Source organism: Cellulophaga lytica DSM 7489 (assembly GCF_000190595.1).
Classification (GTDB): Bacteria; Bacteroidota; Bacteroidia; order Flavobacteriales; family Flavobacteriaceae; genus Cellulophaga; species Cellulophaga lytica.
In genome coordinates this window covers 2860146-2885190 of record NC_015167.1, presented here as the reverse complement: position 1 = coordinate 2885190, position 25045 = coordinate 2860146, and the positions used below count along the sequence as shown (strand labels likewise).

Genomic DNA, 25045 nt, shown 5'->3' with positions numbered 1-25045 from the left:
ACTTTATTAAATTATAGTATTATGAAAAAGATAAAATTAATATGTTTAGGCTTAATAGCTGTTACCACTTTTAGCTGTAAAGATGCTAAAAAAGACCATTCTCATGAGGGTGAAAATGCAGATCATTCTCACGCAGAAACTGAGTCTCAATACTCATTAGTTGCAGACTCTACAAAGGCAAGTTTTACGGCATATAAAACTACAGATAAAATTGGTGTAGGTGGTACATTTAAAACTGTTAACATTACTAAATCTAATACTGGCGCTACTGCTTTAGAAGCATTAAACGGTACAGAATTTAGTATACCTGTGAGCAGTTTATTTACCAATGATGGTACAGGAACAAGAGATCCAAAAATTTTAGAATTCTTTTTTGGAGTAATGAAAAACACCGAGTTAATTTCTGGAACTTTAAAAACAGATGGTGATAAAAGTAGTTTAGAAGTTACCTTAAACGGAGAAACTGCCACTGTACCATTAACAACAGAAAAATTAGCAGATAATAAATATACTTTTACTGGTATAATGAACTTAGAAGATTGGAATGCTTTAGACGCAGTTGCATCTATAAACAAAGCTTGTGAAGCTTTACATACTGGAGCAGATGGTGTAAGCAAAACTTGGAGCGAGGTTGAAATTAAAGGTAAAGTATTTTTAGCTAAAAAGTAATTTTTTTATTGATAGCGTTACCATTTACTTTTTATGAGTTAACGGTTTAAGGGTATTACTCTTAGTTTAGTGCAAAAATTTTGTATTAATTGAAAACCATAACAAGATGAATAAAATAATAGTAACGCTATCAATTCTTTTTATAAGTTTTACATACAGTTGTAAAAATCAAAATAAAAAAACAGAGGAAACTTCTACAACAAAAGCCACTGTAATTCCTGATAATGAGAAATCAAAAACACTAACAATTACATTGGAGCCTAAAAGTAACAGTAATGTTACTGGTAAAATTACCTTTACCCAAAATAACAACAAAGTGGCAATGGTTGCCAACCTTACAGGTTTAAAAGAAGGTGAACACGCCATACATATTCACGAAAAAGCAGATTGCTCTTCTGATGATGGTAAATCTGCAGGCGGACACTGGAACCCAACTTTTGAAAAACACGGAAAATGGGGAGATAAAGACGGATACCATAAAGGAGATATTGGAAATTTTATTGCTGACAATAACGGTAATTCTGAAATTAAATTTAGCACCAATGAATGGTGTTTAGGTTGTGAAGATCCTAAAAAAAATATTCTAGGAAAAGGAATAATAGTTCATGAAGGTGTAGACGATTTTACATCTCAACCTAGTGGTAATGCTGGTGCAAGAGTAAGTTGCGCAGGAATTATTGAATAAATAAAACAAACATATTACTTTATAAAAAAGCTACTAAAATGTAGCTTTTTTATATTATCTTACAACTGTAAATACAATATATGCAATTAGAGACCCTAGTTATACAATTTCAGAATAAAGACCCAAAAGCTTTTGAAAAATTATATGATATGTATTCTGAAAACATTTGTGGTGTAATAAATACAATTGTAAAAAACTCAGATATATCTCAAGAAATATGTCAGGATGTTTTTGTAAAAATCTGGAATAATGCAGACAAATACAATGCGTCTAAAGGGAGGTTTTTTACTTGGATTTTAAACATTGCTCGCAATGCTGCTATAGATGAAGTGCGTTCTAAATCCCACAAAAACAGCAAACAAAACCTATCTGCAGATTACTTCGTAAGTATCTTAGAAGATAAAAATAACCTAGATGATAAAATGGATGCCATTGGAGTTAAAAAGTTTTTAGTTAACTTAAAAGACAAGTGTGTACAAATAATAGAAATGTTATACTTTAAAGGCTATACCCAAAAAGAAGCATCAGAGGAATTAAATATTCCTTTAGGTACTATTAAAACAAGAAACAGAAGTTGCATATCGCAATTAAGAAAAAATGTATTAGGATAGGGATATGAACATTGAAGAATACATAGCGTCCGGAAAACTAGAACTTTATGTTGCAGGTGTGCTTTCTAAAGAAGAAAACTTGCAAATACATAATGATGCTGAACAGCATCCGGAACTTAAAAAAGAAATAGAAGCCATAGAAGCCTCTATATTAGCACTTAGCAAATCTGCTTCTCCTAAATTAGATAGTAATATGTTTACTGCTATTAAACGTAGGCTAAATTTGGAAGATAATACTAAAGTTGTACAGTTACCAAAACAAAAATCTGGTTGGGCCACGTATACAGGCTGGGCTGCTGCAGTGGTTTTATCTGCCGGTATGCTTTGGATGTACAACCAAAATAAAGATTTGGAATCTAAAATAGAAGTAGTTTCACAAGAAAAAATTGACTTAGAATCTAAAATAGATAATGCAAATAATTCTTTAATTGAAACACAAGATTTACTAAATACAATTAGAGACAAAAATATAGATGTTGTTGCTTTAGGCGGACAAGCAGTTTCGCCAGAGTCTTATGCAAAAGCATACTGGAACAAAAAAGAACAAAAAGTATTTATAGATGCCAAAGGATTACCAGAGCCACCAGATGGTTTTGTGTATCAAGTATGGTCTTTAAAACTTAATCCTTTAACTCCAACTAGCTTAGGACTACTTGAAGACTTTAAAGGAGATGAAAATAAAATATTTGCTTTAGCAAATGCTAACAACTCTGAAGCCTTTGGTATTACCTTAGAGCCTGCAGGTGGTAGCGAGTCTCCTACTCTAGAGCAATTATACACATTGGGTGTAGCCGCTAGCTCATAAAAATTATTTATCATACATTAAAAAATTCTCTATTTCTAGAGGATTTTTTAATTACATAATATTGGGTACAAAAAAAGCTCTGTAAACACAGAGCTTTAATATTTAACAAAACCAATAAATGTTAAACAAACATATTTTAATCAGTTTAAAGAATACACTATTTATGTATTTTAATCTGTTTTTCTTTTAATTTATGAGCATTATTATACTCTACTTTTTTTAAAGATTTGTGTGCTGCAAACAACTTGTAGCAATAAAACGCCATTACGGCAATCCAAAGTGTAAAAAAATAATATTCCATAACAAATATGTTTTTAATAGTTGTTGCATTTATAATGCTGCACCTATTTTCACTACATACGGAGTTTTAGGTTAAGTGGTTTTATTAAAACTGTAATTTTGTTGTTTTAGTATATTAACATAAAAAAATCTTAAAATTTTATAAATAAAAAAGCACCAAAACACAAGTGCCTTGGTACTCTTTAGCAACAACCTACAACTAAACTCTACAAAAGTTGTACTTGTAATAAATTATAATTGAGCAATTTTTTTCTCCATATTAGGACCTAATTCATAAATTGCATCTATTAATTCTTCTTTTAATTCTTTTACTTTTTTTGTTTTTCCTGCTGCCTTATAAATTTCTGCAGAACTGTATAAAATATGAGGCTCAAAAGTTTTGCCTTCTATATGCTTTTCTATAATAGCAACAGCATTAGCTACATCTCCTTTTTTATATAAGCTATGAGCTAGCAACATATAAGACTCTGGAGTTTTTCTACTATTCACTTCTTTTTTAGCGATATCTAAAGCTTTACTATACAAATCTGTATAATCTAAATAAAAGTTAACATTGTATGCATTGTACATAGCACCATATGAAGGGTTAGCCACAGCCTTTACATACCTATCCATATTTTTAAGTTTCTCTACTTTATTTTCTTGAAATTCTGCAATTTCTGCCTTTAGTAAATAATAATCTGGAGCATTATAACTTTTTGTAATTGCGTTTAAAATGCGTAGTGCTTCTGTTGGGTTTCGTTCGTATGAAAAAACAATCCATGCAATTCCCTTTTTAGCATATGCATTATGAGGTTCTAATTCTAAAGATTTTAAATAGTAATTGTAAGAGTCTTTAATTCTTCCGGCGTGACCGTAATAATCTGCAATATTAGTATAAGACCATATTTTTAAATTGGTATTGTTAGACATTTCTGCTAGCTGTTTAGCTTTTTCCATATAAGCTATAGTAGCATCTAAATCTCCTTTATAGTCTTTCCATTTTGCTATCCTAATTAAATAACCAAAGCTATTTTTATCTTTTAAGAGAGATAAAGTTTCCTCTGCTTTATCATAATCGCCTAACTCCATATATACATCAAACAAAAGACTTTGCGTTTGCGTTACTCCACTGCCCATTTTTTGGGCTTCCAGTGCCATTTGCAATGCTTCTTTAAACCTATGCTGAGAAATATAATTACGCCCTAATGATCTATAAAAATCTGCTTTATTAACTGCTGCAACATCTACAGCTCTTGCTAAACATTGTTCTGCCTTTTTAAGATATTCTATTTTACCAGTGTTTTTAAAATACCTATTATATTCTTGTGCAACCATACCAAAACTGGCAATTTGCATACTATCTGGTTTTATTTTTGAGTTCCACAACTCATATTGTCTTGATGTTGTTTTTTCTGCATCAACCTTTAAAAATGCATTATAATCTTCTGCGTTTGTAACTGTTGTATTACCATCTAAATTACAAGAAGCAAAAGTAATTAAGAGTATATATAAGGCTAAATTTTTCATTTTTTAAAATTTTGTAGAGTTAAAAATAAGTTGAGTAAAAGGGAGGTTAAACCTCCCTTGCAATTAGTACGTGTTTAGTTTTCTGGAGTTCCTAAAAAAGGAAAATCAGTAGAAACTGTTGCTGTTAAGCTAACACCATCTGATGTTAAACGAGGTAAATCTGCTGTACCATCACCATCTGTGTCTTGACCACTAAAACGGTCTCCTTCTTCTCCTCCAAAAAGTAGTATTAAAGAAACATCAATAACGTCATCTGTTATTAATCTTCCGGTTAAAGCAACTTCATCCCCATCTGGCACAAGAACTCTACCATCACCATCATTATCTGTACCTGGATTAAAATATGTAGTTGGTAAATTAGGAGCAACTTCTAATACATCTGCTGCTAAATAACCCGTTAATGTTGCAGCGTCTAAACCTAAAATATTGTTCTCGTAGTTTACATCTGCAGGATCTGCTCCTAATAAATTTGCATAAACATCATGGTATTGCTCTAGCCTAGCTTCAAAACCAGCCTGAAACATTGCACCCATTTCTGAAGGTACTGTAACATTTTGAGCATCTTTAACACTTGCTTGCCCTTCTACATCATAAGACAAAACTGTGTTAATACCAGGTCTACCCATATGGTCTACCTGTGTGTATGTTCCAGAAAAATCGGTCATTTCTGGTTCCATTTGCATATCTCCATTATCATCATCAGAACAAGATGCTATAGTTAATGCAGCTCCAAAAGCTAAGGCCAGGTGTTTTATATTATATAATTTCATAATTGTAAGTTTTTAGTATTATTATTTTTTGTTTGTAGTTACCCAAGTTTTGTACACTTCTAAACCTAAAGCATTAGTAGCTGTGGTTGTACCCAACATAGTGTTAGGAATTTCTATTGCAATAGACATTGTATTTGCACCATTAAAAGTATCTGTAGACTCACCTACAGCCTTAAAACCTTCTGGAGCCATACCGCCTATAACTGCATTAAACTGTGTAAAGTCAAAAAAGAAAGCATCTTGCCTTGGGCCTGCAAATAGTTTTACCCCATTAGATAGTTCTTCTACCGTAGCAGTAGCACCAGATATAGCAACTGAACCTAATGGAGCGTCTACCATAACCTCACCACTTAAACCAGTAGCAGATGGTGCTATAGGTCCAAAAAAGTACATAACACCGTCTCTTGGTATAGCTTGTATTACTAAATCTTCAACTAAATCACCATCTTTATCTATATTAATTTCTGTTAGTACACCTTCATCAAAAGTACCGTAAGCTAAATCTGGTAAAACATTGGTTTGTAAGTCTACTACAAATACGGTATTGTCAGATCCCTCTGTAGGCTCAAAAGCATAAAAATCTGCAATATCTGCAGTTTGTCCTGTAGTAGACGGTGCATCTATATGATCTGCCGCTACCAATACTACACCTACTATTGCTAGTAAGCATATAACTAATAAATTTCTGTTTTTTCTCATTGTAGTATGTTTTAATTATAATTCACCCCTACTTACGGAGCTTTAAAAAGTAGGGTTTGGTTTTTAATTGTTAAAATTTTGTTAAACAGAAATAAACCCTAAATTGCAACTAAACAATATATAGTTTAGCAAAAAAATAAGTTATGAACCCGTCTGCTTCTGGTTGGATAGATAAGTTTGGACAAATAGTAACCAATAGTACTGTTGTCTACTCTAATTTTAATGACTTATACCGTAGTCTTTGTACTACAGGTTTTATATATGGAATTCACGTAAAATGGCTACATTTTATACCAATTACCCATACACCAACAGAAGATGAAAATGCAAAAGCCAACCTAATTTCCGCATTATATTTCACATATTTATTAGAAAAAAAGGATTATAATTATGCCAATTTTATAGATTTAACTATTCGTTTTTATGAAGCTTTAGACATAAATTCTAGCTTTTTTGATAAAGTTTTTACAGGTTCAAAAGCGAGTAATAAATTAGAGGCTATACTAAAATCTAGAGTTTTTTTAGAGGATAATTTAATAAACAAAACCTTTGGAAGTTCTGTTACAAACACCTTGCTTTTTGTTGATGTATTACTTTTTAAACGTTTTTTAAAAGAAGAAAAGAATCTAAAAAAGTATGCAGAAGAGCTAGAGTATATTCTAATAAATTTAGTTCACCACACTTTAAACTCTAAGCAACAGCAAAAATATGATGAGCGTTTAAGCTATTTATTTATTGCTTCATTATCATTTTTACCAGACGATTATCATCATTTTGATGCGCATTACAGAGAACGTTTGGTTAATAAATTTTCGGCTGAAGTATACCAATATTTGATGGATATAATTTGCGTGACAGCTTGGGAAGATTTAACATTAGACTACAAAGAATCTGAGTTTGTTTTTGGTATTGCAAAAGATCTAAATTTAGAAGAAAATAAGGTTAAAAAATCTATTGAAAAAGTTGCTGTTTTTTTTAAGGAAAATGCAAAGAAAATTCCGCATTTAAAAGACCATAATTTAGCTGAAAAATTTTATGAAAACACATCAAAATTTGCTAACAAATTAATATTAAGAAACAGCAAAAGGTTACAAAAAGAATTAGCAGAAAGTAAAGAGTTGGTTGCATTAATATCTAAATCTACTACTACAAATTTAAGTGTAGAAGAAAAGAGAAAAGTACAAAACCAACTATTAGATATTTTTAAAAGTATACCTTCTTTAGCAATATTTATGTTACCAGGAGGTGCTATATTACTACCTATTTTTATTAAATTAATTCCTAAATTGCTACCTTCTTCTTTTGATGAAAACCGAATTGAAGAATAAGCTATAATTATACAAAAAAGCTAATATAGATAAAACTTATGCTTAGTTATTTAAATACAACAAGTAATTTAATTCCAGTAATTTAAACTACCTTATTCTAACCATAACTTAAAGTCCTTTACCTTTTCTCTGCTTACTATAATTTCTGAGTCGTTATACTTATTTAATACAATTTTTAGCCTAGAATTTGTGTAAGATACAATATCTTTTATATAGTTTACATTAACGTAAAATTTACGACTTACTCTAAAGAAATTTTTAGGTTCTAGCTCAGACTCTAAATTTTCTAAGGTAACATCTAACAAGTAATTTCTACCGTCTGCTGTAGCAGCATAGGTTCCTTTGTTTTCACTAAAAAAACATTCTATTTCGTCTGCATTAATAATTTTTATGTGCTGCCCAACTTTAACTGTAAATCGTTTTTTATACTCACGTTCAATTGGGTTTACAAGTAGCTTTTTTATGTCTTCAAAATCTACAGCTATTTTAGTTTTAGAAGCAGTCATATTTTTATACTTATTTACGGCAACTTCTAGCTCTTCATCATCTATAGGTTTTAGTAAATAATCTATACTATTTAACTTAAAAGCTTGTAGTGCATATTCATCATAAGCAGTAGTAAAAATAATAGCACTTTTTACATTTACCTGATCAAAAATTTCAAAAGACAAACCATCAGATAATTGTATGTCTAAAAAAATTAAATCTGGATGATCATTCTCATTAAACCAAATTATAGATTCTTCAACCGAGTGTAACATTGTAGAGACTGTTACATTTAATTCTGCAAGCAACCTACTTAGTCTTCTTGCTGCTGGTTTTTCATCTTCAATAATTATTACATTCATTGGTTTGGTTATTTTATGGTGATGGCAAAATAGAAAAAAATTATATTAATGATGCCAATTCTACTTTTTAAAAATTAATTTTATTTACTTACTACAAGTATTTTGTTTGCTCATCTTCTTCCATATACTTTTCAATTTGTCGTTGTTCCCAATCTTTAAAAAAACGGAACTTATCTTTAAAAACATATAGTCCGTGGCAGGTTAATCCAAATAACCAAAGTAATGGCATTACCGTCATATTAACATCTATCCAAGTAGAGATGTTTTTTCCTACAGAAATAGATTCTACAGGAAAAATATCAAACAGTCTAAACCTAACAATTAGCACTACAATATTTACTACCAAAAACCATCCCAAATGGTTGTAAAAATCTTTAATTTCTTTTACTTTTTTCTCTGCTCTTTCTAACTTACTTAATGGTGCTTTTTTCATCTTATTTCTTTTTTAAAAAGTCTTCTGACTCTCTTTTTTCTTTTTCCATATACTTTTCAATCTGACGGTTTTCCCAATCTTTACTAAAAAATGGTAATGAGCCGCTTACTTTAGAATAGTGTCCTACTATACCTAATCCCCAAAAGAACGGAGTAAAATATGTTCCTATATTAAAAAAGGCATCCCATCCAGAGTTAACAACAATAGATCCTAAAATAAATAGGTTTACAATAACATAAACCGTAAAATGTATGTAAAAGCCTTTTAATTCTTTTATTTTTTCTTTAGCCCTCTCTAGCTTTTCGTTTCTGTATTGCTCATTATAGTTTTCCATTACCTCCATTTTTTACTTGTTTCTTCTTCCTCTTTCATTAACTGGTTAATTTTCTTTTGTTCCCAGTCTCTACCCATAAACGGAAAAAAGCTAAATACTTTTATTGCTTTAAAAATAAGACTAATGCTTAAGCCTAATACTACCCACAAAAACCAAGGGTTGCTAAACTCGTTTAGGTAATAATTAATTGATGCTACTATAGCTATTGTAAATACAGACGAAATTACTTTGTTATAAAACTCTTTTTCATCTTTTACACGCTCTTTAGCTCTTGTGTATTTATCTTGGTTAGTATTAATCTCCATAGTTGTATTTTTAGTTGGTTAATTATTTCTTTTTTAAAATTTATCGTCCTCCATATATTCTTTAATCTTACGGTTTTCCCAATTTTTACCAAATAATGGGTTGTAGCCAAAGGCTTCCATACCGTGTGCTGTAAGCCCTAATCCCCAGCCAAAGGCAGGAAAAACCGACCAAGGAAAATCTGTTGTTTGGTAGTTTAACCATATTAAAAAAGGGATAACAAAACAATATGCTACTAGGTTATATGTAAATCCTTTAATTTTTTCTACTCTTTCTTTTGCTCTTTGATAGCGTTTTTCGTCTAAATGTACTTTTTGCGTTTCCATAGTTGATACTTGTTTGGTTAAAATTGGCAAATGAACACTAAATTCTGTTTCGCCTTTATTAATAATTACTGTTCTGTCTGTTAACATTTGGTAGCGTTGGTGTATGTTTTTTAGTCCAACACCACTACTTTTTTTAACTACTTTTTTCTCTTGCAAATTGTTACTTACAATTAGCATATTGTCTATCTCTTCTACCTTTAAATGTAAAGGCTTGTTAGATGATACTATATTGTGTTTTACTGCATTTTCTAACAATAATTGCAGTGATAGCGGTATTATTTTGGCATCTGGATTGCTACTTTTTTCAGGTACTTCAAAAACAATACTATCTTCAAATCTCATTTTTAATAAGCGTATGTACGTTTTAGCAAATTGCAACTCTTCATCTACAGTTACCAAATCTTTATTTTTTTGTTCTAATACATACCTGTATACTTTAGATAATGATGTGGTAAACTTTTGAGCCTGAAAAGGATCTTCCTCTATTAAACTAGTTAACACATTTAAACTATTAAATAAAAAATGTGGATCTAACTGATTTTTTAAAGCATCAAACTTTGCAGATGCTGTACCTGCTATTATTTTTTGTTCTTTTATTTTAGAGTCTTGTATGTACTTGTAAAAGTAATAAGCATGCAATGCTAATGAAACCACTATAGATATTAGTATAGCTATCATATAAGGAGACAACGTTTGGTTGTTTACATAGTACTCTACGCTAGTACCAAAAAGCACAATAGCAATTATAAATTTTACAATTGCAAAAGCAATAACTGTTAGTACTACAGACCCTAATGCACCAAGCCACAATCTCTTTTTAGGTTGCTCTTCCCAGCTATAAATGTTAGATATATATTGAAAGTAGTATGAATTTACCACGCTTAAAACAAAAGAATAAAGAAAGGTAATTGCTATACCACGCAATGTTTTTATTAATGAAAAGCCATCACCTATACTACCAAGTACATTTATAACAGATATTACAACTGTTATGTAAATACTTATTTTTAATATCTTTTTTATATTGAACATTTTAAAATCTGATTTGGCTCTAATTTAGTAAATATTTACTGTTCTTATCTGCTACAAAGTTGGGGTATTAGTTCCTTAACACAAATAATTTAAAACCCAATTGTAAATATTTGCAGATGAGTTGTAAAAAACTAACGCAGTACCCCTTTGTAAGCAACAAAACCCATAACTTTTAGAGGTAATAAGTAAAACAATCTACTATCTTTGCTACCATAGAAGTTATTATAATGAAAGAAATACAGGCTACCAGAATTAACAAATACCTAAGTGAAGTTGGTTATTGCTCTCGCCGGGCGGCAGACAAGCTTATAGACCAAGGGCGTGTAACCATTAACGGAAAAATACCAGAAATGGGCACCAAAATTATTCCTACAGATGAAGTACGTGTAGATGGAGAGCTAATATCTGAGTCTAAAGAAGATTTTGTGTACCTAGCATTTAACAAACCCGTTGGCATTGTTTGTACTACAGATACACGTGTAGAAAAAGATAATATTATAGACTATATAAATTACCCTAAGCGTATTTTTCCTATTGGTAGATTAGATAAACCTAGTGAAGGTTTAATTTTTTTAACTAATGATGGTGACATAGTAAACAAAATTCTACGCGCTAGAAATCATCACGAGAAAGAATACATTGTTAAAGTAGACAATATTATTACAGATGATTTTGTACACCAAATGAGTAACGGTATTCCTATTTTAGATACTATTACCAGAAAATGTAAAGTAGAAAAATTAAGTAAATACGAGTTTAGAATTATACTTACTCAAGGTTTAAACAGACAAATTAGGAGAATGACAGAGTATTTAGGATACAATGTTGTAAAACTAAAACGTGTGCGTATAATGAACATTTCTTTAGATATGCCTGTTGGTACATACCGTGAGTTTACTAAAGAAGAATTAAAAGAAATTAATAGATTAGTATCAACTTCTGCTAAAACCTACAAAGATGAATAAAAGAATTATTATTGTACTAGTACTTATATTTTCTTTTACTACTACAAAAGCTCTGTGCCAGTCTGTAAAAGCAATGACATACAATATTAAGTATGACAATACTAGTGATACCATAAACAACTGGAATTTTCGTAAAGCTAAAATGGCAGCTCTAATACAACATTATAGTCCGTCTTTTTTAGGCATACAAGAAGGTTTACATAACCAGGTTAGTTATTTAGACTCTAATTTACCTAACTATAATTACATAGGCGTTGGTAGAGATGATGGTAAACAAAAAGGAGAATACAGTGCCATTTACTACAATAAAAATAATTTTAAGGTTATAAAATCTAATACATTTTGGCTATCTACAACACCTAACAAAATTTCTGTTGGTTGGGATGCTGCAATGGAACGTATTTGTACTTACGGGCTATTTCAACATAAAAAAACAAAACAGTATTACTGGGTTTTTAATGCTCACTTTGACCATATTGGTGTAGAAGCTCGTAAAAATTCTGCCAAATTAATTGTAGAAAAAATAAAGAACCTAAACACCAAAAACTACCCAGTTATTTTAATGGGCGATTTTAATGTAACACCTACCACAGAGGCTATTACTACAATTACAAACTACATACCAGACAGTTATACAAATAGCTTAACTACTCCTTACGGACCAAAAGGTACTTTTAATGGGTTTACAAACCGTATTTTAGACCACAGAATAGACTATGTTTTTGCTAAAAACCTAAACGTTTTATCTGTAAAAGTTATAGATGACAGGCTAGATAACAACAAACACATATCAGACCATTTACCCGTATTAGCAACAGTAATAAAAGAATAAATGTACATACCACCAAGCTACCAAAACAATAATACAGAAGAAGTAAAAAACTTTATTAAAAATAATAGTTTTGGCATTTTAGTAAACCAAACTAATGGTAAGCCTTGGGCTACACATATACCTTTAGAGTTACATACAAAAAACGGCAAGGATATACTTGTAGGGCATATTGCTAAAGCTAATCCGCAATGGCATAATTTTAAAGAAACACCAGAAGTACTATGTATTTTTAATGGACCACATAGTTATGTATCATCATCATGGTACAAAAACGAGGAAGTACCTACCTGGAACTACATTGCTGTACACATTTATGGCAAAATTACCATTGTAGACAAAGATACAGCTATGGAAGGATTGCATAATTTGGTTGATAAGTACGAGCAAGCATCAGAATGCCCGTTACATTTAAACAACCTATCTAAAGGTACATTAGCACAAGTAAATGGTATTGTTGCTTTTGAGATTGAAATTACAGACATACAAGCAACGTACAAACTATCACAAACACGAGAAGAAGACAAACCAAAAATAATTGAAGAGTTAGAAAAAAGAGATCCAAGTGCCAAGGAAATTGCTAAACATATGAAAAAATAACACGGGTTCTTACTGTAAGTCAAGCAACTACCATTTTATTTTGTATTTTTAAGTATGATAATCATTAACCGCCAACCTTTATTATTTAAACTCGTAGTATTTGTATTTTTAGCAACACAAACTATGTCTTGCGCTAGTGACTCTAACAATGATAGTAGTGAACCAAATGAAGACCCAAAAACTATAGAACCAGTTATTTTTACTGCTATTGGTGATGTGCCTTATAATGATTTTCAAAGAGATTCTTTACCCAAAGTAATTGCAGCACATAATGCAAAAGCTAAATCTAGTTTTGTAATTCACGTTGGAGATATAAAGCCAGGCGCAGAGGCTTGTACAGAAGATGTGTATGTAGATGTAAGCAACCTTTTAAAGCAATTTACGGCCCCTACTTTTATTGTTTTAGGTGATAATGAATATAACGACTGTACAAACCCAGAACAAGGTTTAGCCTATTGGAACAAACACTTTTTAAAATTTAATACAAACTGGAGCTTTAGCCCTACTATTACCTACCAACAAAAACGCCCAGAAAATTTTAGTTGGATACAGAATAAAGTTCTTTTTTTAGGTATTAATATAGTAGGTAGTAATGTGCACAACCAAACCGAATGGGAAACAAGGTTAACAGATGATGCCAATTGGGTGCAACAACACCTGCAAGCAGAAAAAGACAATGTAAATGCTGTTGTTGTTTTTGGACACGCAAATATTACTGAAGGAGACGCAACAAAGTTTAATACTTTTACTAATGTATTTAGAAGCAGTGCAGCTGAGTTTAACAAACCTATACTTTATTTGCAAGGAGACGGACACGTTTGGTTTACCAACAAACCTTGGCCAGAAAAAAATATTACACGCGTACAAATAGATGGCGGACACAGAGCTGTAGAAGTAACCGTAGATCCAAACAAAAGCAATCCGTTTAGCTACAACCGTTCTTTTTTAGATTAAAAATAGGTTTTCATTTCCCCCACAACACCTGTTTTTTTTATTTCATAGCATTACACAAAACTTTTTAGACTTTCTACTTTTAAGTTATTCTCTATATTCTATCCTCTAAATTCTATTCTCTATATTCTATTCTCTATATTCTACATTCTATTCTTCATATTTGGTCAATTAAAACAAACAATCTACAATTCAGTATAAAAAAATTACAATTGGGTTTATTACATTTTAAAAAACTGAAGTAGTGCTGCATCTTTGTGTCATAATCAACAATAAAAACACAAACATTATGAGAACTTTAGGATTACTTTTAGCATTATTTTTTACAAGCATTATAGCAACAGCTCAAGCCAAAACAGAAACATTTACAATTACCGTTACAATAGACAACGTTTTAAATGATGACGGCACAGTTATGGCTGGTTTACACTCTTCAGAAACTTTTATGAGAGGACGAGGACTGCAAGATAAAATTACCACTATAAAAGATGGCAAGGTAACAATAGTTTTTAAAGATGTTAAACCTGGTGAGTATGCTATTTTAGCAATGCATGATGAAAACAATAACAAAAAAATGGACAGAGAGGCCAATGGTATGCCTAAAGAAAGCTATTGCATTTCTGGATCACCAACTCCATACGGTCCACCAACATTTTCTGAAGCCAAATTTAATGTAGTAGATACAGATTTAGAGTTTGCACTTAGGTTCTAGTATTTATAAAAAAAAGAATAAAAAAAAGGAGATAAAATTATTTATCTCCTTTTTTACGTACAATTTGGTTACAACCATCTATTCTTCTAACCAAGCATTCATCATCCAAATTGTTTTTTCTTGTTCAGCAATAAAATCGCTCATTAAAGAGTTTGTTCCTTCATCATTAGCATCATCAGAAAGCTCTAATAAATCGCGCTCAATAACTAATAACTCTTTTAAAGAGTTTACAATTAATTTTATAGCTTCTACATCTACAGATATATTTTTACCAACAGGCAATTTAGATATAGACATATAATCTTCAAATGTATGCAAGGGCTTACCTCCTAGGGTTAAAATACGCTCTGCAATCATATCTACTTTTTCATTTGCATCTGTATATAACTCCTCAAATTTCATATGTAAATCAAAAAAACGTCTACCTCTAATATTCCAGTGAACACCTCTTAAATTTTGGTAATAAACCTGAAAACTAGATAATAAAACATTTAATTTACTGTTTAGCTCTTTAGCTTTTTCTACTTCTAATCCTATACTGTTTAATTCCATAATATTTATCCTTTTTGTGATACAACAAAGTTAGTAAGTATTTAGTATTTTTGGTGATGATTAAAATCATTTGTTTTTATAATTTTATAGCTTTAACCTATTAAGAATGACAATAACTCAACTACAGTATGTATTGGCAGTTGCCAAATACCAAAACTTTACGCTTGCCGCAGAAAAAAGCTTTGTTACACAACCTACTTTAAGTATGCAGGTACAAAAGTTAGAAGATGAGCTAGACATTCAGATTTTTGACAGAAGTAAAAAACCAATTTCTATAACAGAAGTTGGAAAAAAAATAGTAGAACAAGCAAAAAATATTGTAAACGAAGCAGACCGTATTAAAGATATTGTAGACCAAGAAAAAGGATTTATAGGTGGTGAATATGTTTTAGGTATTATACCTACCATTATGCCTACACTACTACCAATGTTTTTAAAGGCATTTATTTCTAAGTTTCCTAAGGTAAACTTAGTAATTAAAGAACAAAATACAGACACTCTTATTAGAAATTTACAAGACGGGCAAATAGATGCTGCAATAGCTGCTACTCCTTTAGAAATAGAGTTTATAAAAGAAAAACCGCTGTACTATGAGCCATTTGTTGGGTACATACCTAAACAACACAGGCTAGCTAATATAGAAAAGCTAACACCACAAGATTTAGATATTGATGATGTTTTATTATTGCAAGATGGCCATTGCTTTAGAGACGGTGTTATAAACCTTTGTAAGTCGCCTAAAAATAATGTTGTAGATCATTTTAGATTACAAAGTGGAAGTTTTGAAACCTTAATAAACTTATCTAATGAAGGTTTAGGAATGACTTTATTACCTTTTTTAAACACTCTTGAATTAGATAGCAAAAAGAAAGAAAATTTAAAGCATTTTGAAGCTCCGTCTCCTGCAAGAGAAGTTAGTTTAATTTACCATAAAAAAGAACTTAAAATACAAATTACCAATGCACTTCATGATGTTATTACAAGTGTGGTACGTGGTGCAATTGCTTTTCAGGATGTAAAAATTATTAGTCCAGTTAATAACAAATAAAACCATAGGTTAACAAATAAAAAAAGCCACCTTAATGGTGGCTTTTTAAGTATTTACTATTTTTTGATGTAAATCATACACTGCCTTAGTTCTGGTTTATCTGTAGTAAAAGAATTTAACCAGACTTTAAGCTCATCTACCTCATAAGGCAGTAATCTTGAAATTGCTTTTTCTAGCTCTTTGCAAAACAACTTAGAATCAAAACTTACTTTTTGCAAAACAGTTTTAGTGTAATCAAACATTGCTCTTGCCATATTTATAATTATTAAATTATTATTCCATAAATTTAACGATAAAACTTGAAAAAAGTATCTAAATAAAGTGTTAAATATCATAGTTATCCAAAAAAATAATACGTAATGACCTACAATACCATATTTTACAAGAACTACAGAAGTTTTCTTTATTGTATAATTTTGATGTTTTTGGTTGGTTGTGCTAGTAGTAAACAAAAAATTTCAAAAAACACTAATACTATAATTAGTAACAGTCTTTTAAAAAATCACTTTATAGGTATAAAAGTTTATGACCCAGTGAGCAACAAAACTATTTTTGAAAAAAATAGCACCAAATATTTTACACCTGCCAGTAATACAAAAATATTTACGCTTTATACTGCCTTAAAATTACTGCCAGAGTATAGCCCTTTATTAAAATATAGTATAAAAGACAATATCACATACATACAAGGTACCGGAAACCCTATAACATTACATCCTTATTTTAAGGATAGCACAGCTATACGTTTTTTAAAAAAACAGAAAAACATTGCTTTACACCTAAACAATTTTACATCAGACAAGTTTGGTGGCGGATGGGCTTGGGAAGATTTTGATACCTATTTTTCTCCAGAACGTAGTGCTTTTCCTTTATACGGTAATGTACTAAGTATATATAAAAAAGGATATTTAACTACATACCCTAAGTATTTTAATGATAGTATACAGGTTACACCTTTTAATTTTAAAAGAGATTTAGTAAAAAATACATTTTATGTAAACCCCAATTTAAATGATACTTTAGAAATTCCGTTTAAAACTGGTAATACACTTACAAAAGCGTTATTAGAAAAAGTAACTACTAAAAAAATAAACATTAGCAATATCCCAATAACTGCAGATAAAACTACACTTTACGGTATAGCTACAGATAGTATTGCACAGCGTATGATGTATGTAAGCGATAATTTTTTAGCTGAACAATTATTAGTTATGGCATCTAGTACTTTGTCTGACACCTTAAATGTAAACAAGGCAATAAAACATATTTTAACAACAGATTTAGCAGATTTGCAACAGCAACCACGTTGGGTAGATGGCTCTGGACTCTCTAGATACAATTTATTTACACCAACATCTTTTGTGCACGTATTAAATAAAATGTATCATGAGGTTCCTAGAAATAGATTGTTATCTTTATTTCCTGTTGGTGGCGAATCTGGAACCCTAAAAAACTGGTATAAAGGCAACCCAACACCATACATTTATGCAAAATCTGGTAGTTTAGGTAACAACTATAGTTTAAGTGGCTACCTAATTACCAAATCTGGTAAAACATTAATTTTTAGCTTTATGAACAACCATTTTAAGACAAAAACTTCTGATGTAAAAAAAGAAATGCAAACTGTTTTAGAATTAATAAGAGATACGTATTAATTACGTATTCACAAGCAAAAAACTAAATAATGATTATTATAGTAACAATAAGTATTGCCTACCTACTTACAATATTTTACTTGATAAAACAAACAACACAAGCAAACTAGAAGCAGACAACAGTATTTTTTTATTTATCTGTAAATCTACACTTAAAGGGTTTATCCTTTATTATACTATTGCAGGTTGCTTATTAGCTTCTGTGATACTATTTTTTTTAATTTATAAAAACGGACCATCTCACCCTCATAGTATGCCCGAGCTATTATACATATGGCTAGGTGCAGCAGGTGTTATTACGGGTTGTATTTTAGGTTTCTTCTTATCTGCAATTAACACACCTAGCGTAAACAAAAAACTAATAATTGGTTCTTTTCTTTTTACAATTGTGTCCTTTATTTGGTTAGAACTCTTATAATTTATAAATCAGTAATTATTTTAGATTATTACCAGTTCTAAAACCTATTATCACCATCTAAAAGATCTCCTAAACCTCCTAACAAACTACCTTCTCCCCTATCTTTTCCGCCTTTAGGAACCGAAGCTAATACACGGCCAGCTAGTCTGCTAAATGGTAAAGATTGTATATAAACAGTACCTGGCCCACGTAGTGTTGCAAAAAATAACCCTTCGCCGCCAAAAACAGTATTCTTAATTCCGCCTACAAACTCAACATCATAATTAATGGTTTGTGAAAAGCCTACAATACAACCTGTATCTACCTTTAAAACTTCACCTGCAGCCAATACTTTTTTAGCCATAGTGCCGCCTGCGTGTACAAATGCCATTCCGTCTCCTTCTAACTTTTGCATTATAAAACCTTCGCCGCCAAAAAGACCACGACCAAGTTTTCTAGAAAATTCTATACCAACAGACACTCCCTTAGCTGCGCACAAGAAAGCATCTTTTTGACAAATAAATTTTCCATTTTTTTCAGATAAATCTATTGGTAATATTTTTCCGGGATAAGGAGAAGCAAAACTTACTTTTCTTTTATTTGCTCCAATATTTAAAAAGGCTGTCATAAATAAACTTTCACCAGTTAACATTCGCTTTCCTGCTGAAAAAATTTTACCCAAAACACTAGTATCTTGGTTAGAGCCATCTCCAAAAATGGTATCCATTTTTATATCAGTATCCATCATCATAAAACTACCAGCTTCTGCTACAACAGCTTCTTGCGGGTCTAATTCTATTTCTACATACTGCATTTCTTCTCCATAAACATGGTAATCTATTTCGTGTGCATTCATTTTTATATTTTGATTTTGATTGACACTAATAGGTAGCAACAAAATAGAGAATGTTACATATTTTAAAAAAAATTATTTCTTTAAACGCACTGTCCAGTCAAAATTAAAAGTAGAAACCACCACTCCATCTGTATTAACACCAACAGATTTCATTGTAAATATTTGCCCTTCTCCTGTTGCAATAGTTTTTTTAATTGCATCTTCAATTAAGTGGCCATCTTCACAAGTAAAAGTAATTCTACCTGTAGCTTTTTTTGTAAAAGTTGCATTATTGCTTGCTACAAGCATAGATATTTTTCTACCACTTTTTTCAATTTGGTCTATAACCATTATTCCTGTTGCATACTCTGCCGCCATACCTTGTACTGCCCAAAACATAGAGTTAAATGGGTTTTGGTTAAACCATCTATGCTTTACAGTAACTACTGCTTTTTTTTCATCAATATGCTTTAAACGTACTCCGCACCACCAAGCAGATGGTAACTTAAAAAAATTAAATACGTTGTATTTTAATGTGCTTTTTGCCATTCTATTTTTATAATTTTTATAAAAGTATTGAAAATAGTTGAATTTGTAAATGTTAAATTAAAGTTAATTTTTAGTACTATGTTTTGCACAATACCTTTTTAAAGATATATATTTGCATAAGAAACTAACAAGTTAGAGTTATAGAACCTAATCAATTCTGTAAAAAATAATTCAACGGAGTTTGTTCATCAAATCAAAAACAACCCGTTTCTTATTCGGGTTTTAAAAGAATATCTAAACTATGAAGATAGAAAACACAAAGGCACAAATGCGCAAAGGTGTTTTAGAGTATTGCATTCTTTCTATATTAAAGGGAGAAGACAAATATACCTCTGAAATTCTTTCTACGTTAAAAGATGCCAAAATGCTAGTTGTAGAAGGCACTATTTACCCATTATTAACAAGACTAAAAAACGCTGGTTTACTTACGTATCGTTGGGAAGAGTCTACCTCTGGACCACCAAGAAAATACTACGCCCTTACAAAAACAGGAGAAGAATTTTTAACCGAATTAAACACCACCTGGGACGAGCTCAGAAATGCCGTAAACCTAGTTACCAACTCAAAAAAAACGAACAATGAATAAGACTATAAATATAAACTTGGCTAACTTATTCTTTCATATAGACGAAGATGCTTATCGTAAACTAGACACCTATTTAAAAGCTATAAAACAATCTTTAAACAATGGCCCTGGTAGTGATGAAATTATTTCTGACATAGAAGCAAGAATAGCAGAACTTTTTCAGGAAAAAATTAAAAACGAACAGCAAGTAATTACTAAAACAGATGTAGAAGATGTTATTGCTGTTATGGGGCAACCTGAAGATTACCGTGTAGATGAAGAAATTTTTGAAGACGAAGAGCCTACATCAAAATCTAGAACCAAAAAGCTTTACAGAGATACAGACAATAAGTATATTGGTGGTATATCTGCCGGTATGGCACATTATTTAGGTATTAACCCTTGGTGGGTTCGTCTACTGTGGGTAGTGCTTACTTTAGCTACTTTTAGTGGTTTTATTGTAATATATATATTACTATTATTTTTAATTCCAGAAGCTAAAACAACCTCGCAAAAATTAGATATGCGTGGCGAGTCTATAAATATTAGTAATATAGAACGTACCGTTAAAGAAAGTTTTGATACCGTAACTAATAAAGTAAAAAATGCAGATTACAACAAGGCCAATCATAAAATTAAGTCTGGCATACAAACTTTTTTTGATGCCATTGGCACGTTTTTTAGCTTTATTTTTAAAAGCATAGGTAAAGTCATAGGGTTGTTTTTAATTTTAGTTGGCGGATCTGTAGTTATAGGTACATTTATTGGGCTTTTTATAGCAGGTTTTTCAGATGCTTTTGTAGTTAACAACACACCTCTTTATAACCTAATAAACACCTCTAATTCGCCAATTTGGTTAATTTCTATGCTTGTATTTTTTGCTATAGCAATTCCATTTTTCTTTTTACTTTATTTAGGATTAAAAATTGTAGTATCTAACCTTAAATCTATTGGTACAATTGCCAAATTAACGTTACTTGGTGTTTGGCTTGCCGCTATTATTGGCTTAACAATTATTACCATAAAACAAGCTACCGCAAATATGTATAAAGGTAGTATTAATAAAACAGAGCAATTAAATTTTACAAAGCCTCTAGACACTATTTACATTGGCACCAGAAGTAGTAAAAATTATGACAGACCAGAGAATTTTAGAATTAACGGAATGACATTTACTACAGATGAAAATGGTAAAAAGCTTTTATTAGATAATGATTTTAGGTTTGACATTGTAAGGTCTGATACTGACATTGCAAAAATTAAAATACAAAAAGTATCTCAAGGTAGTTCTTTTGATGAAGCAAGAGAAAGAGCAAAAACTATAGAGTATAATTATCAAGTTTTAGAAAATAGAGTAATTCTAGATAACTTTTTATCACTAGATCCTAATGGTAAATTTAGAGATCAGGAGGTAAACATTACCCTTTACATTCCTAAAAATGTTATTGTTAAGTTTGATTTTAATACAGATACAAACAGAATAGGATGGCATACATCATACAAAGAAGAAATATACAGGTCTGATGTTAAAAATTATACTTGGCGTATGAACAAGCAAGGTGTTTTAGAGTGCCTAGACTGTATTAATGACGAAATTGATGAAGATAATAATGATGATGATGACGAAAACAGCAATAAAAATTCAGAGTTAATATTAGATGAAGAAGGTGTAAACATTAAAATTAATGCAAACGAAAACTCTTTAAATATTAAAATAGATGAAAACGGTGCACGTATAGAATCTTCAAACAATTAAAACTTACAATTCAGTTCTAAAAAACAACAATTCAGTCTTTAAATTTAGTTTTACCACAAACATTTATAGACTTTTACATCACAATCAACAAAAAACAACAATTATGGCAACACTATCTAAAATTACAATTGCAGTAGTATTAAGTTTACTATTTACTTCTTGTTCGTTTAACATAGGAAGCGGCAAAAAAGGAAACGGAGTATTAACAGAGCAAAGCAGAGATGTAGCAACAAGTTTTGAGCGTATTTCTGCATCAGAAGGTATTAATGTATATGTTACACAAGCTAAAGAATTTAGTATACGTGTAGAGGCAGATGAAAATGTTATAGACCTTATTGGTACAGATATTAAAGACGGTAAACTTAAAATACACGCTATAGAAAATATTGGCAGAGCTACAAAAAACGTACACGTTACATTACCTGTAGTTACTGCACTATACAGCTCTAGTGGAGCAGAATTAATTTCAGAATCTCAGATAGAGACTAATGAAATAGATTTAAATGCCAGTAGCGGTGCAGATATACAAATAGCTTTAGTTGCTAACTCTGTAAATGCTGATTGTAGCAGTGGAGCAGATATTAAGTTAAGTGGTAAAACAAACAACCTAACTGTAAATGCTAGTAGCGGGTCTGATATTGATGCTTATGAACTAAAAACAAAAACCTGTGATGCAGATGCTAGTAGCGGCGCAGATATTAGTGTAGATGTGTCTGACTCTTTAATAGCTGATGCAAGTAGTGGTGCAGATATTAAGTACAGTGGTACTGCTACAGTTAAAAAGAATAAATCTTCATCTGGCAGCGTAAAAAAGAGATAAAAAAATTAAATGTTAAAAGCGTTTTATTAAGGTCAATCTTGTTTTGTTTACAAGGTTGACCTTGTTATATTAGTATAAATTTAAATATTGATATGAATTTAACCTTAACAAAGTATGTTCTTCCCCTAAAACATACATTTAGTATTTCTAGAGAGTCTCATAATTTTCAAGACAGTATGGTGGTAAGTCTTGGTTTAAATGATAAAGTTGGTTATGGTGAAGCTACAGCAAACCCGTACTACAAAATTACTTTTGAGAGTATGCAACAAGAAATTGAAAGCATACGAACAGAAATTGAGAACTATACTTTTACCACGCCTGAAGATTTTAATCAATTTTTAAATAAAAAACACTTAAGCAACTTTGCTATTTGTGCACTAGATTTAGCTGCACACGATTTGTATGGTAAAATTTTAAACAAGCCTTTGTATAAAATATGGAATACAGATAATAGCTCCTACCCTATTACAAATTTTACTATTGGTATAGATAGTATAGATAATATGGTTGCAAAAATGAAAGAACAGCCTTGGCCTATTTACAAAATAAAACTAGGCACAGACCAAGATGTTGCCATTGTAAAAGAGCTAAGAAAATATTCTGATGCCATTTTTAGGATAGATGCTAATTGCGCATGGACTGCAGAAGAAACCATAAGTTACGCACCAGAACTTAAAAAATTAGGTGTAGAGTTTTTGGAGCAACCCTTAAAAGCTGATGATTGGACGGGTATGGAACAAGTAATGCACGCTAGTGTATTGCCCGTTATTGCTGATGAAAGCTGTATTGTAGAATCTGACGTAGAGCAATGTGGTTACCATTTTAATGGTATAAACATAAAACTAACCAAATGTGGCGGACTAACCCCTGCACTTAGAATGATAAAAAAAGGAAAAGAACTTGGGTTAAAAGTTATGGTTGGTTGTATGACAGAGTCATCTGTTGGTATTTCTGCAATAGCACAACTAACACCACAATTAGATTATGTAGATATGGATGGTGCTATGCTTTTGAGTAAAGACATTGCAAAAGGGATAAAAATAGAACCAAACGGAAACTTAATTTTTCCTAATACAGGAGGTTCTGGTATTACATTATTATAATGACATACGTTACTACATTTCCTGGTAGAAAAATTAATGTAGATGGTTCTAAAAAATTATATTTTGGCGGAACTGCTTATTTAGGGCTTCAAAAGCATAAAAAATTTTTAAAAACATACTTAAAAAACATTAAAAAGTATGGTACCAATTATGGAGCGTCTAGAAAATCTAATATTAAAATTGATATCTATAAAAAAACAGAAAATTACCTTGCTAAACTTGTACAAAGTGAATCTTGTGTAACTGTTTCTTCTGGCTATTTAGCAGGGCAGTTAGTTTGCAATTACCTTAAAGCAAAAGGACATAGTTTATTTTATGCGCCAAATTCTCACACCGCTCTACATCAAAACAACTCTAGCAATTATGCAAGTTATAGTGATTTAGTTACTGCAGTAGAAAATCATATTAAAAAATCTAATACTACTCCCGTAGTTTTTTTAGATAGTTTGGATTTTTATGGCTTAAACTACCCATATTTTAAAGGGTTGCAGCAATTACCATTGCAAAATATAATTGTTGTTGCAGATGACTCACACACACTTGGTCTACCTTTAAATAATGGCAAAGGTTGTTATGCACAACTAAATAATTTAGGTGTAAAAGAACTTATAGTATGTAGTTCACTTGGTAAAGGTTTTGCTGTGCAAGCAGGAGCTATTTTTAGCACAGCAAAAAGAATAAAAGAACTAAAAACCACTGCTTTTTTTGGAGGTGCTAGTCCTGCTACACCTGCAAATATTGCCACGCTATTATCCGCACAAACTATTTATAAAAAAAGACAACAAAAATTACAGAATAATATACAGCTTTTTTTAAACGGTTTAAATAACAAAAACTTGTTTAGTTATATGCCAAACCATGCAGCTTTTACGTATACTGATCAAAAAATAACAGCCTATTTAAAAAAACATAATATTATAGTTACAAGCTTTAATTACCCAGAAAAAGACTCGCCAACAATGAGCCGAATTGTACTAAGTGCACATCATAAAAAAAAGGATATTAATAAGATTGTTACACTTATTAATACCCTTTTTACTAATTAAGTTTAGTTAT

The 25045-nt window shown here is 30.9% G+C and carries 31 protein-coding genes; 18 read left to right on the top strand and 13 right to left on the bottom strand.

The genetic code is table 11. From position 1 onward, the window contains the following. The first annotated feature begins 21 nt into the window (after positions 1–21). The 4 genes from CELLY_RS12725 (at position 22) to CELLY_RS12710 (ending at position 2770) form a co-directional block, all read left to right on the top strand. The gene (locus CELLY_RS12725) at positions 22–669 is read left to right on the top strand and encodes a hypothetical protein (protein ID WP_013622088.1); all 648 of its coding nucleotides are present in this window, start codon (positions 22–24) and stop codon (positions 667–669) included. Positions 670–775: 106 nt separating this feature from the next. Further along, positions 776–1354, top strand: coding sequence for a superoxide dismutase family protein (locus CELLY_RS12720; protein ID WP_013622087.1), 579 nt, complete (start codon positions 776–778; stop codon positions 1352–1354). 80 nt (positions 1355–1434) lie between these two features. Beyond that, positions 1435–1965 carry an RNA polymerase sigma factor gene (locus CELLY_RS12715; RefSeq protein ID WP_013622086.1) on the top strand — a complete coding sequence of 177 codons (531 nt, stop codon included), beginning with the start codon at positions 1435–1437 and terminating at the stop codon, positions 1963–1965. Between the two features lie 4 nt (positions 1966–1969). Beyond that, positions 1970–2770, top strand: coding sequence for an anti-sigma factor (locus CELLY_RS12710; RefSeq protein WP_013622085.1), 801 nt, complete (start codon positions 1970–1972; stop codon positions 2768–2770). Between the two features lie 157 nt (positions 2771–2927). Here CELLY_RS12710 and CELLY_RS17105 read toward each other — a convergent pair whose 3' ends face one another. From CELLY_RS17105 to CELLY_RS12695, 4 genes are all read right to left on the bottom strand, one after another. After that, positions 2928–3071 carry a hypothetical protein gene (locus CELLY_RS17105; RefSeq protein ID WP_013622084.1) on the bottom strand — a complete coding sequence of 48 codons (144 nt, stop codon included), beginning with the start codon at positions 3069–3071 and terminating at the stop codon, positions 2928–2930. 230 nt (positions 3072–3301) lie between these two features. Further along, entirely contained in the window at positions 3302–4579 is a 1278-nt protein-coding gene (locus CELLY_RS12705) for a tetratricopeptide repeat protein (protein WP_013622083.1), read from the bottom strand. 74 nt (positions 4580–4653) lie between these two features. Beyond that, positions 4654–5349: a hypothetical protein gene (locus tag CELLY_RS12700; protein WP_013622082.1), complete on the bottom strand. Its 696-nt coding sequence runs from the start codon at positions 5347–5349 to the stop codon at positions 4654–4656. 21 nt (positions 5350–5370) lie between these two features. Next, on the bottom strand, positions 5371–6048 hold the full coding sequence (locus CELLY_RS12695; protein WP_013622081.1) for a DUF4331 family protein: 678 nt from the start codon (positions 6046–6048) through the stop codon (positions 5371–5373). Positions 6049–6191: 143 nt separating this feature from the next. Here CELLY_RS12695 and CELLY_RS12690 point away from each other — a divergent pair, with 143 nt between their 5' ends. Further along, complete coding sequence (locus tag CELLY_RS12690) at positions 6192–7376, top strand: LETM1-related biofilm-associated protein (protein ID WP_013622080.1); 1185 nt, start codon at positions 6192–6194, stop codon at positions 7374–7376. 92 nt (positions 7377–7468) lie between these two features. Here the strand turns inward: CELLY_RS12690 and CELLY_RS12685 are convergent, their stop codons facing one another. The 5 genes from CELLY_RS12685 to CELLY_RS12665 form a co-directional block, all read right to left on the bottom strand. Further along, positions 7469–8224, bottom strand: a complete 756-nt coding sequence (locus CELLY_RS12685) for a LytR/AlgR family response regulator transcription factor (RefSeq protein ID WP_013622079.1) — start codon at positions 8222–8224, stop codon at positions 7469–7471. A gap of 91 nt (positions 8225–8315) precedes the next feature. Next, positions 8316–8657, bottom strand: a complete 342-nt coding sequence (locus tag CELLY_RS12680; protein WP_013622078.1) for a 2TM domain-containing protein — start codon at positions 8655–8657, stop codon at positions 8316–8318. Between the two features lies 1 nt (position 8658). Next, complete coding sequence (locus tag CELLY_RS12675; RefSeq protein WP_013622077.1) at positions 8659–8991, bottom strand: 2TM domain-containing protein; 333 nt, start codon at positions 8989–8991, stop codon at positions 8659–8661. After that, a complete protein-coding gene (locus CELLY_RS12670; RefSeq protein WP_013622076.1) occupies positions 8991–9296 on the bottom strand; it encodes a 2TM domain-containing protein in 306 nt (101 codons plus the stop codon). The genes CELLY_RS12675 and CELLY_RS12670 overlap by 1 nt, the downstream gene beginning before the upstream one ends. Before the next feature lie 33 nt (positions 9297–9329). Further along, complete coding sequence (locus CELLY_RS12665) at positions 9330–10652, bottom strand: 2TM domain-containing protein (RefSeq protein ID WP_013622075.1); 1323 nt, start codon at positions 10650–10652, stop codon at positions 9330–9332. Between the two features lie 227 nt (positions 10653–10879). Between CELLY_RS12665 and rluF the strand changes: the two genes are divergently transcribed. From rluF to CELLY_RS12640, 5 genes are all read left to right on the top strand, one after another. Continuing rightward, the gene (rluF, locus tag CELLY_RS12660; RefSeq protein WP_013622074.1) at positions 10880–11617 is read left to right on the top strand and encodes a 23S rRNA pseudouridine(2604) synthase RluF; all 738 of its coding nucleotides are present in this window, start codon (positions 10880–10882) and stop codon (positions 11615–11617) included. Beyond that, entirely contained in the window at positions 11610–12449 is an 840-nt protein-coding gene (locus CELLY_RS12655) for an endonuclease/exonuclease/phosphatase family protein (RefSeq protein WP_013622073.1), read from the top strand. The genes rluF and CELLY_RS12655 overlap by 8 nt, the downstream gene beginning before the upstream one ends. Continuing rightward, positions 12450–13046: an FMN-binding negative transcriptional regulator gene (locus tag CELLY_RS12650; protein ID WP_013622072.1), complete on the top strand. Its 597-nt coding sequence runs from the start codon at positions 12450–12452 to the stop codon at positions 13044–13046. 54 nt (positions 13047–13100) lie between these two features. After that, positions 13101–14000 carry a metallophosphoesterase gene (locus CELLY_RS12645; RefSeq protein WP_013622071.1) on the top strand — a complete coding sequence of 300 codons (900 nt, stop codon included), beginning with the start codon at positions 13101–13103 and terminating at the stop codon, positions 13998–14000. Between the two features lie 286 nt (positions 14001–14286). Beyond that, a complete protein-coding gene (locus CELLY_RS12640; protein ID WP_013622070.1) occupies positions 14287–14709 on the top strand; it encodes a DUF2141 domain-containing protein in 423 nt (140 codons plus the stop codon). A gap of 78 nt (positions 14710–14787) precedes the next feature. Here the strand turns inward: CELLY_RS12640 and CELLY_RS12635 are convergent, their stop codons facing one another. Next, positions 14788–15261: a Dps family protein gene (locus CELLY_RS12635; protein ID WP_013622069.1), complete on the bottom strand. Its 474-nt coding sequence runs from the start codon at positions 15259–15261 to the stop codon at positions 14788–14790. 106 nt (positions 15262–15367) lie between these two features. Here CELLY_RS12635 and CELLY_RS12630 point away from each other — a divergent pair, with 106 nt between their 5' ends. Continuing rightward, entirely contained in the window at positions 15368–16309 is a 942-nt protein-coding gene (locus tag CELLY_RS12630; RefSeq protein WP_013622068.1) for a LysR substrate-binding domain-containing protein, read from the top strand. Positions 16310–16365: 56 nt separating this feature from the next. Here the strand turns inward: CELLY_RS12630 and CELLY_RS12625 are convergent, their stop codons facing one another. Further along, positions 16366–16563 carry a hypothetical protein gene (locus tag CELLY_RS12625; RefSeq protein WP_013622067.1) on the bottom strand — a complete coding sequence of 66 codons (198 nt, stop codon included), beginning with the start codon at positions 16561–16563 and terminating at the stop codon, positions 16366–16368. Between the two features lie 105 nt (positions 16564–16668). Here CELLY_RS12625 and CELLY_RS12620 point away from each other — a divergent pair, with 105 nt between their 5' ends. Both CELLY_RS12620 and CELLY_RS17100 read left to right on the top strand, forming a co-directional pair. Next, a complete protein-coding gene (locus CELLY_RS12620; protein WP_013622066.1) occupies positions 16669–17964 on the top strand; it encodes a D-alanyl-D-alanine carboxypeptidase/D-alanyl-D-alanine-endopeptidase in 1296 nt (431 codons plus the stop codon). A 253-nt stretch (positions 17965–18217) separates the two neighbouring features. After that, entirely contained in the window at positions 18218–18382 is a 165-nt protein-coding gene (locus tag CELLY_RS17100) for a hypothetical protein (protein ID WP_156099842.1), read from the top strand. A 37-nt stretch (positions 18383–18419) separates the two neighbouring features. Here the strand turns inward: CELLY_RS17100 and CELLY_RS12615 are convergent, their stop codons facing one another. Both CELLY_RS12615 and CELLY_RS12610 read right to left on the bottom strand, forming a co-directional pair. Further along, positions 18420–19217: a TIGR00266 family protein gene (locus CELLY_RS12615; protein ID WP_013622065.1), complete on the bottom strand. Its 798-nt coding sequence runs from the start codon at positions 19215–19217 to the stop codon at positions 18420–18422. A 72-nt stretch (positions 19218–19289) separates the two neighbouring features. Further along, positions 19290–19745, bottom strand: coding sequence for a DUF4442 domain-containing protein (locus tag CELLY_RS12610; RefSeq protein WP_013622064.1), 456 nt, complete (start codon positions 19743–19745; stop codon positions 19290–19292). A 241-nt stretch (positions 19746–19986) separates the two neighbouring features. On the opposite strand from CELLY_RS12610, the gene CELLY_RS12605 reads away from it, so the two are divergent. The 5 genes from CELLY_RS12605 (at position 19987) to CELLY_RS12585 (ending at position 25035) form a co-directional block, all read left to right on the top strand. Further along, entirely contained in the window at positions 19987–20331 is a 345-nt protein-coding gene (locus CELLY_RS12605; RefSeq protein WP_013622063.1) for a PadR family transcriptional regulator, read from the top strand. Next, positions 20324–22066: a PspC domain-containing protein gene (locus CELLY_RS12600; protein ID WP_013622062.1), complete on the top strand. Its 1743-nt coding sequence runs from the start codon at positions 20324–20326 to the stop codon at positions 22064–22066. Before CELLY_RS12605 ends, CELLY_RS12600 begins: the two co-directional genes overlap by 8 nt. A 103-nt stretch (positions 22067–22169) precedes the next feature. Then, on the top strand, positions 22170–22886 hold the full coding sequence (locus CELLY_RS12595) for a head GIN domain-containing protein (protein WP_013622061.1): 717 nt from the start codon (positions 22170–22172) through the stop codon (positions 22884–22886). A gap of 92 nt (positions 22887–22978) precedes the next feature. After that, on the top strand, positions 22979–23989 hold the full coding sequence (locus CELLY_RS12590) for a dipeptide epimerase (protein ID WP_013622060.1): 1011 nt from the start codon (positions 22979–22981) through the stop codon (positions 23987–23989). Then, positions 23989–25035 carry an aminotransferase class I/II-fold pyridoxal phosphate-dependent enzyme gene (locus CELLY_RS12585; RefSeq protein ID WP_013622059.1) on the top strand — a complete coding sequence of 349 codons (1047 nt, stop codon included), beginning with the start codon at positions 23989–23991 and terminating at the stop codon, positions 25033–25035. The genes CELLY_RS12590 and CELLY_RS12585 overlap by 1 nt, the downstream gene beginning before the upstream one ends. Positions 25036–25045 lie beyond the last annotated feature (10 nt).

Excerpts from the sequence above, each read along its gene's own strand:
- CELLY_RS12725 (WP_013622088.1), top strand. The coding sequence starts at position 22 with ATGAAAAAGATAAAATTAATATGTTTAGGCTTAATAGCTGTTACCACT.
- CELLY_RS12720 (WP_013622087.1), top strand. The coding sequence starts at position 776 with ATGAATAAAATAATAGTAACGCTATCAATTCTTTTTATAAGTTTTACA.
- CELLY_RS12715 (WP_013622086.1), top strand. The coding sequence starts at position 1,435 with ATGCAATTAGAGACCCTAGTTATACAATTTCAGAATAAAGACCCAAAA.
- CELLY_RS12710 (WP_013622085.1), top strand. The coding sequence starts at position 1,970 with ATGAACATTGAAGAATACATAGCGTCCGGAAAACTAGAACTTTATGTT.
- CELLY_RS17105 (WP_013622084.1), bottom strand. The coding sequence starts at position 3,071 with ATGGAATATTATTTTTTTACACTTTGGATTGCCGTAATGGCGTTTTAT.
- CELLY_RS12705 (WP_013622083.1), bottom strand. The coding sequence starts at position 4,579 with ATGAAAAATTTAGCCTTATATATACTCTTAATTACTTTTGCTTCTTGT.
- CELLY_RS12700 (WP_013622082.1), bottom strand. The coding sequence starts at position 5,349 with ATGAAATTATATAATATAAAACACCTGGCCTTAGCTTTTGGAGCTGCA.
- CELLY_RS12695 (WP_013622081.1), bottom strand. The coding sequence starts at position 6,048 with ATGAGAAAAAACAGAAATTTATTAGTTATATGCTTACTAGCAATAGTA.
- CELLY_RS12690 (WP_013622080.1), top strand. The coding sequence starts at position 6,192 with ATGAACCCGTCTGCTTCTGGTTGGATAGATAAGTTTGGACAAATAGTA.
- CELLY_RS12685 (WP_013622079.1), bottom strand. The coding sequence starts at position 8,224 with ATGAATGTAATAATTATTGAAGATGAAAAACCAGCAGCAAGAAGACTA.
- CELLY_RS12680 (WP_013622078.1), bottom strand. The coding sequence starts at position 8,657 with ATGAAAAAAGCACCATTAAGTAAGTTAGAAAGAGCAGAGAAAAAAGTA.
- CELLY_RS12675 (WP_013622077.1), bottom strand. The coding sequence starts at position 8,991 with ATGGAAAACTATAATGAGCAATACAGAAACGAAAAGCTAGAGAGGGCT.
- CELLY_RS12670 (WP_013622076.1), bottom strand. The coding sequence starts at position 9,296 with ATGGAGATTAATACTAACCAAGATAAATACACAAGAGCTAAAGAGCGT.
- CELLY_RS12665 (WP_013622075.1), bottom strand. The coding sequence starts at position 10,652 with ATGTTCAATATAAAAAAGATATTAAAAATAAGTATTTACATAACAGTT.
- rluF (WP_013622074.1), top strand. The coding sequence starts at position 10,880 with ATGAAAGAAATACAGGCTACCAGAATTAACAAATACCTAAGTGAAGTT.
- CELLY_RS12655 (WP_013622073.1), top strand. The coding sequence starts at position 11,610 with ATGAATAAAAGAATTATTATTGTACTAGTACTTATATTTTCTTTTACT.
- CELLY_RS12650 (WP_013622072.1), top strand. The coding sequence starts at position 12,450 with ATGTACATACCACCAAGCTACCAAAACAATAATACAGAAGAAGTAAAA.
- CELLY_RS12645 (WP_013622071.1), top strand. The coding sequence starts at position 13,101 with ATGATAATCATTAACCGCCAACCTTTATTATTTAAACTCGTAGTATTT.
- CELLY_RS12640 (WP_013622070.1), top strand. The coding sequence starts at position 14,287 with ATGAGAACTTTAGGATTACTTTTAGCATTATTTTTTACAAGCATTATA.
- CELLY_RS12635 (WP_013622069.1), bottom strand. The coding sequence starts at position 15,261 with ATGGAATTAAACAGTATAGGATTAGAAGTAGAAAAAGCTAAAGAGCTA.
- CELLY_RS12630 (WP_013622068.1), top strand. The coding sequence starts at position 15,368 with ATGACAATAACTCAACTACAGTATGTATTGGCAGTTGCCAAATACCAA.
- CELLY_RS12625 (WP_013622067.1), bottom strand. The coding sequence starts at position 16,563 with ATGGCAAGAGCAATGTTTGATTACACTAAAACTGTTTTGCAAAAAGTA.
- CELLY_RS12620 (WP_013622066.1), top strand. The coding sequence starts at position 16,669 with ATGACCTACAATACCATATTTTACAAGAACTACAGAAGTTTTCTTTAT.
- CELLY_RS17100 (WP_156099842.1), top strand. The coding sequence starts at position 18,218 with ATGCCCGAGCTATTATACATATGGCTAGGTGCAGCAGGTGTTATTACG.
- CELLY_RS12615 (WP_013622065.1), bottom strand. The coding sequence starts at position 19,217 with ATGAATGCACACGAAATAGATTACCATGTTTATGGAGAAGAAATGCAG.
- CELLY_RS12610 (WP_013622064.1), bottom strand. The coding sequence starts at position 19,745 with ATGGCAAAAAGCACATTAAAATACAACGTATTTAATTTTTTTAAGTTA.
- CELLY_RS12605 (WP_013622063.1), top strand. The coding sequence starts at position 19,987 with ATGAAGATAGAAAACACAAAGGCACAAATGCGCAAAGGTGTTTTAGAG.
- CELLY_RS12600 (WP_013622062.1), top strand. The coding sequence starts at position 20,324 with ATGAATAAGACTATAAATATAAACTTGGCTAACTTATTCTTTCATATA.
- CELLY_RS12595 (WP_013622061.1), top strand. The coding sequence starts at position 22,170 with ATGGCAACACTATCTAAAATTACAATTGCAGTAGTATTAAGTTTACTA.
- CELLY_RS12590 (WP_013622060.1), top strand. The coding sequence starts at position 22,979 with ATGAATTTAACCTTAACAAAGTATGTTCTTCCCCTAAAACATACATTT.
- CELLY_RS12585 (WP_013622059.1), top strand. The coding sequence starts at position 23,989 with ATGACATACGTTACTACATTTCCTGGTAGAAAAATTAATGTAGATGGT.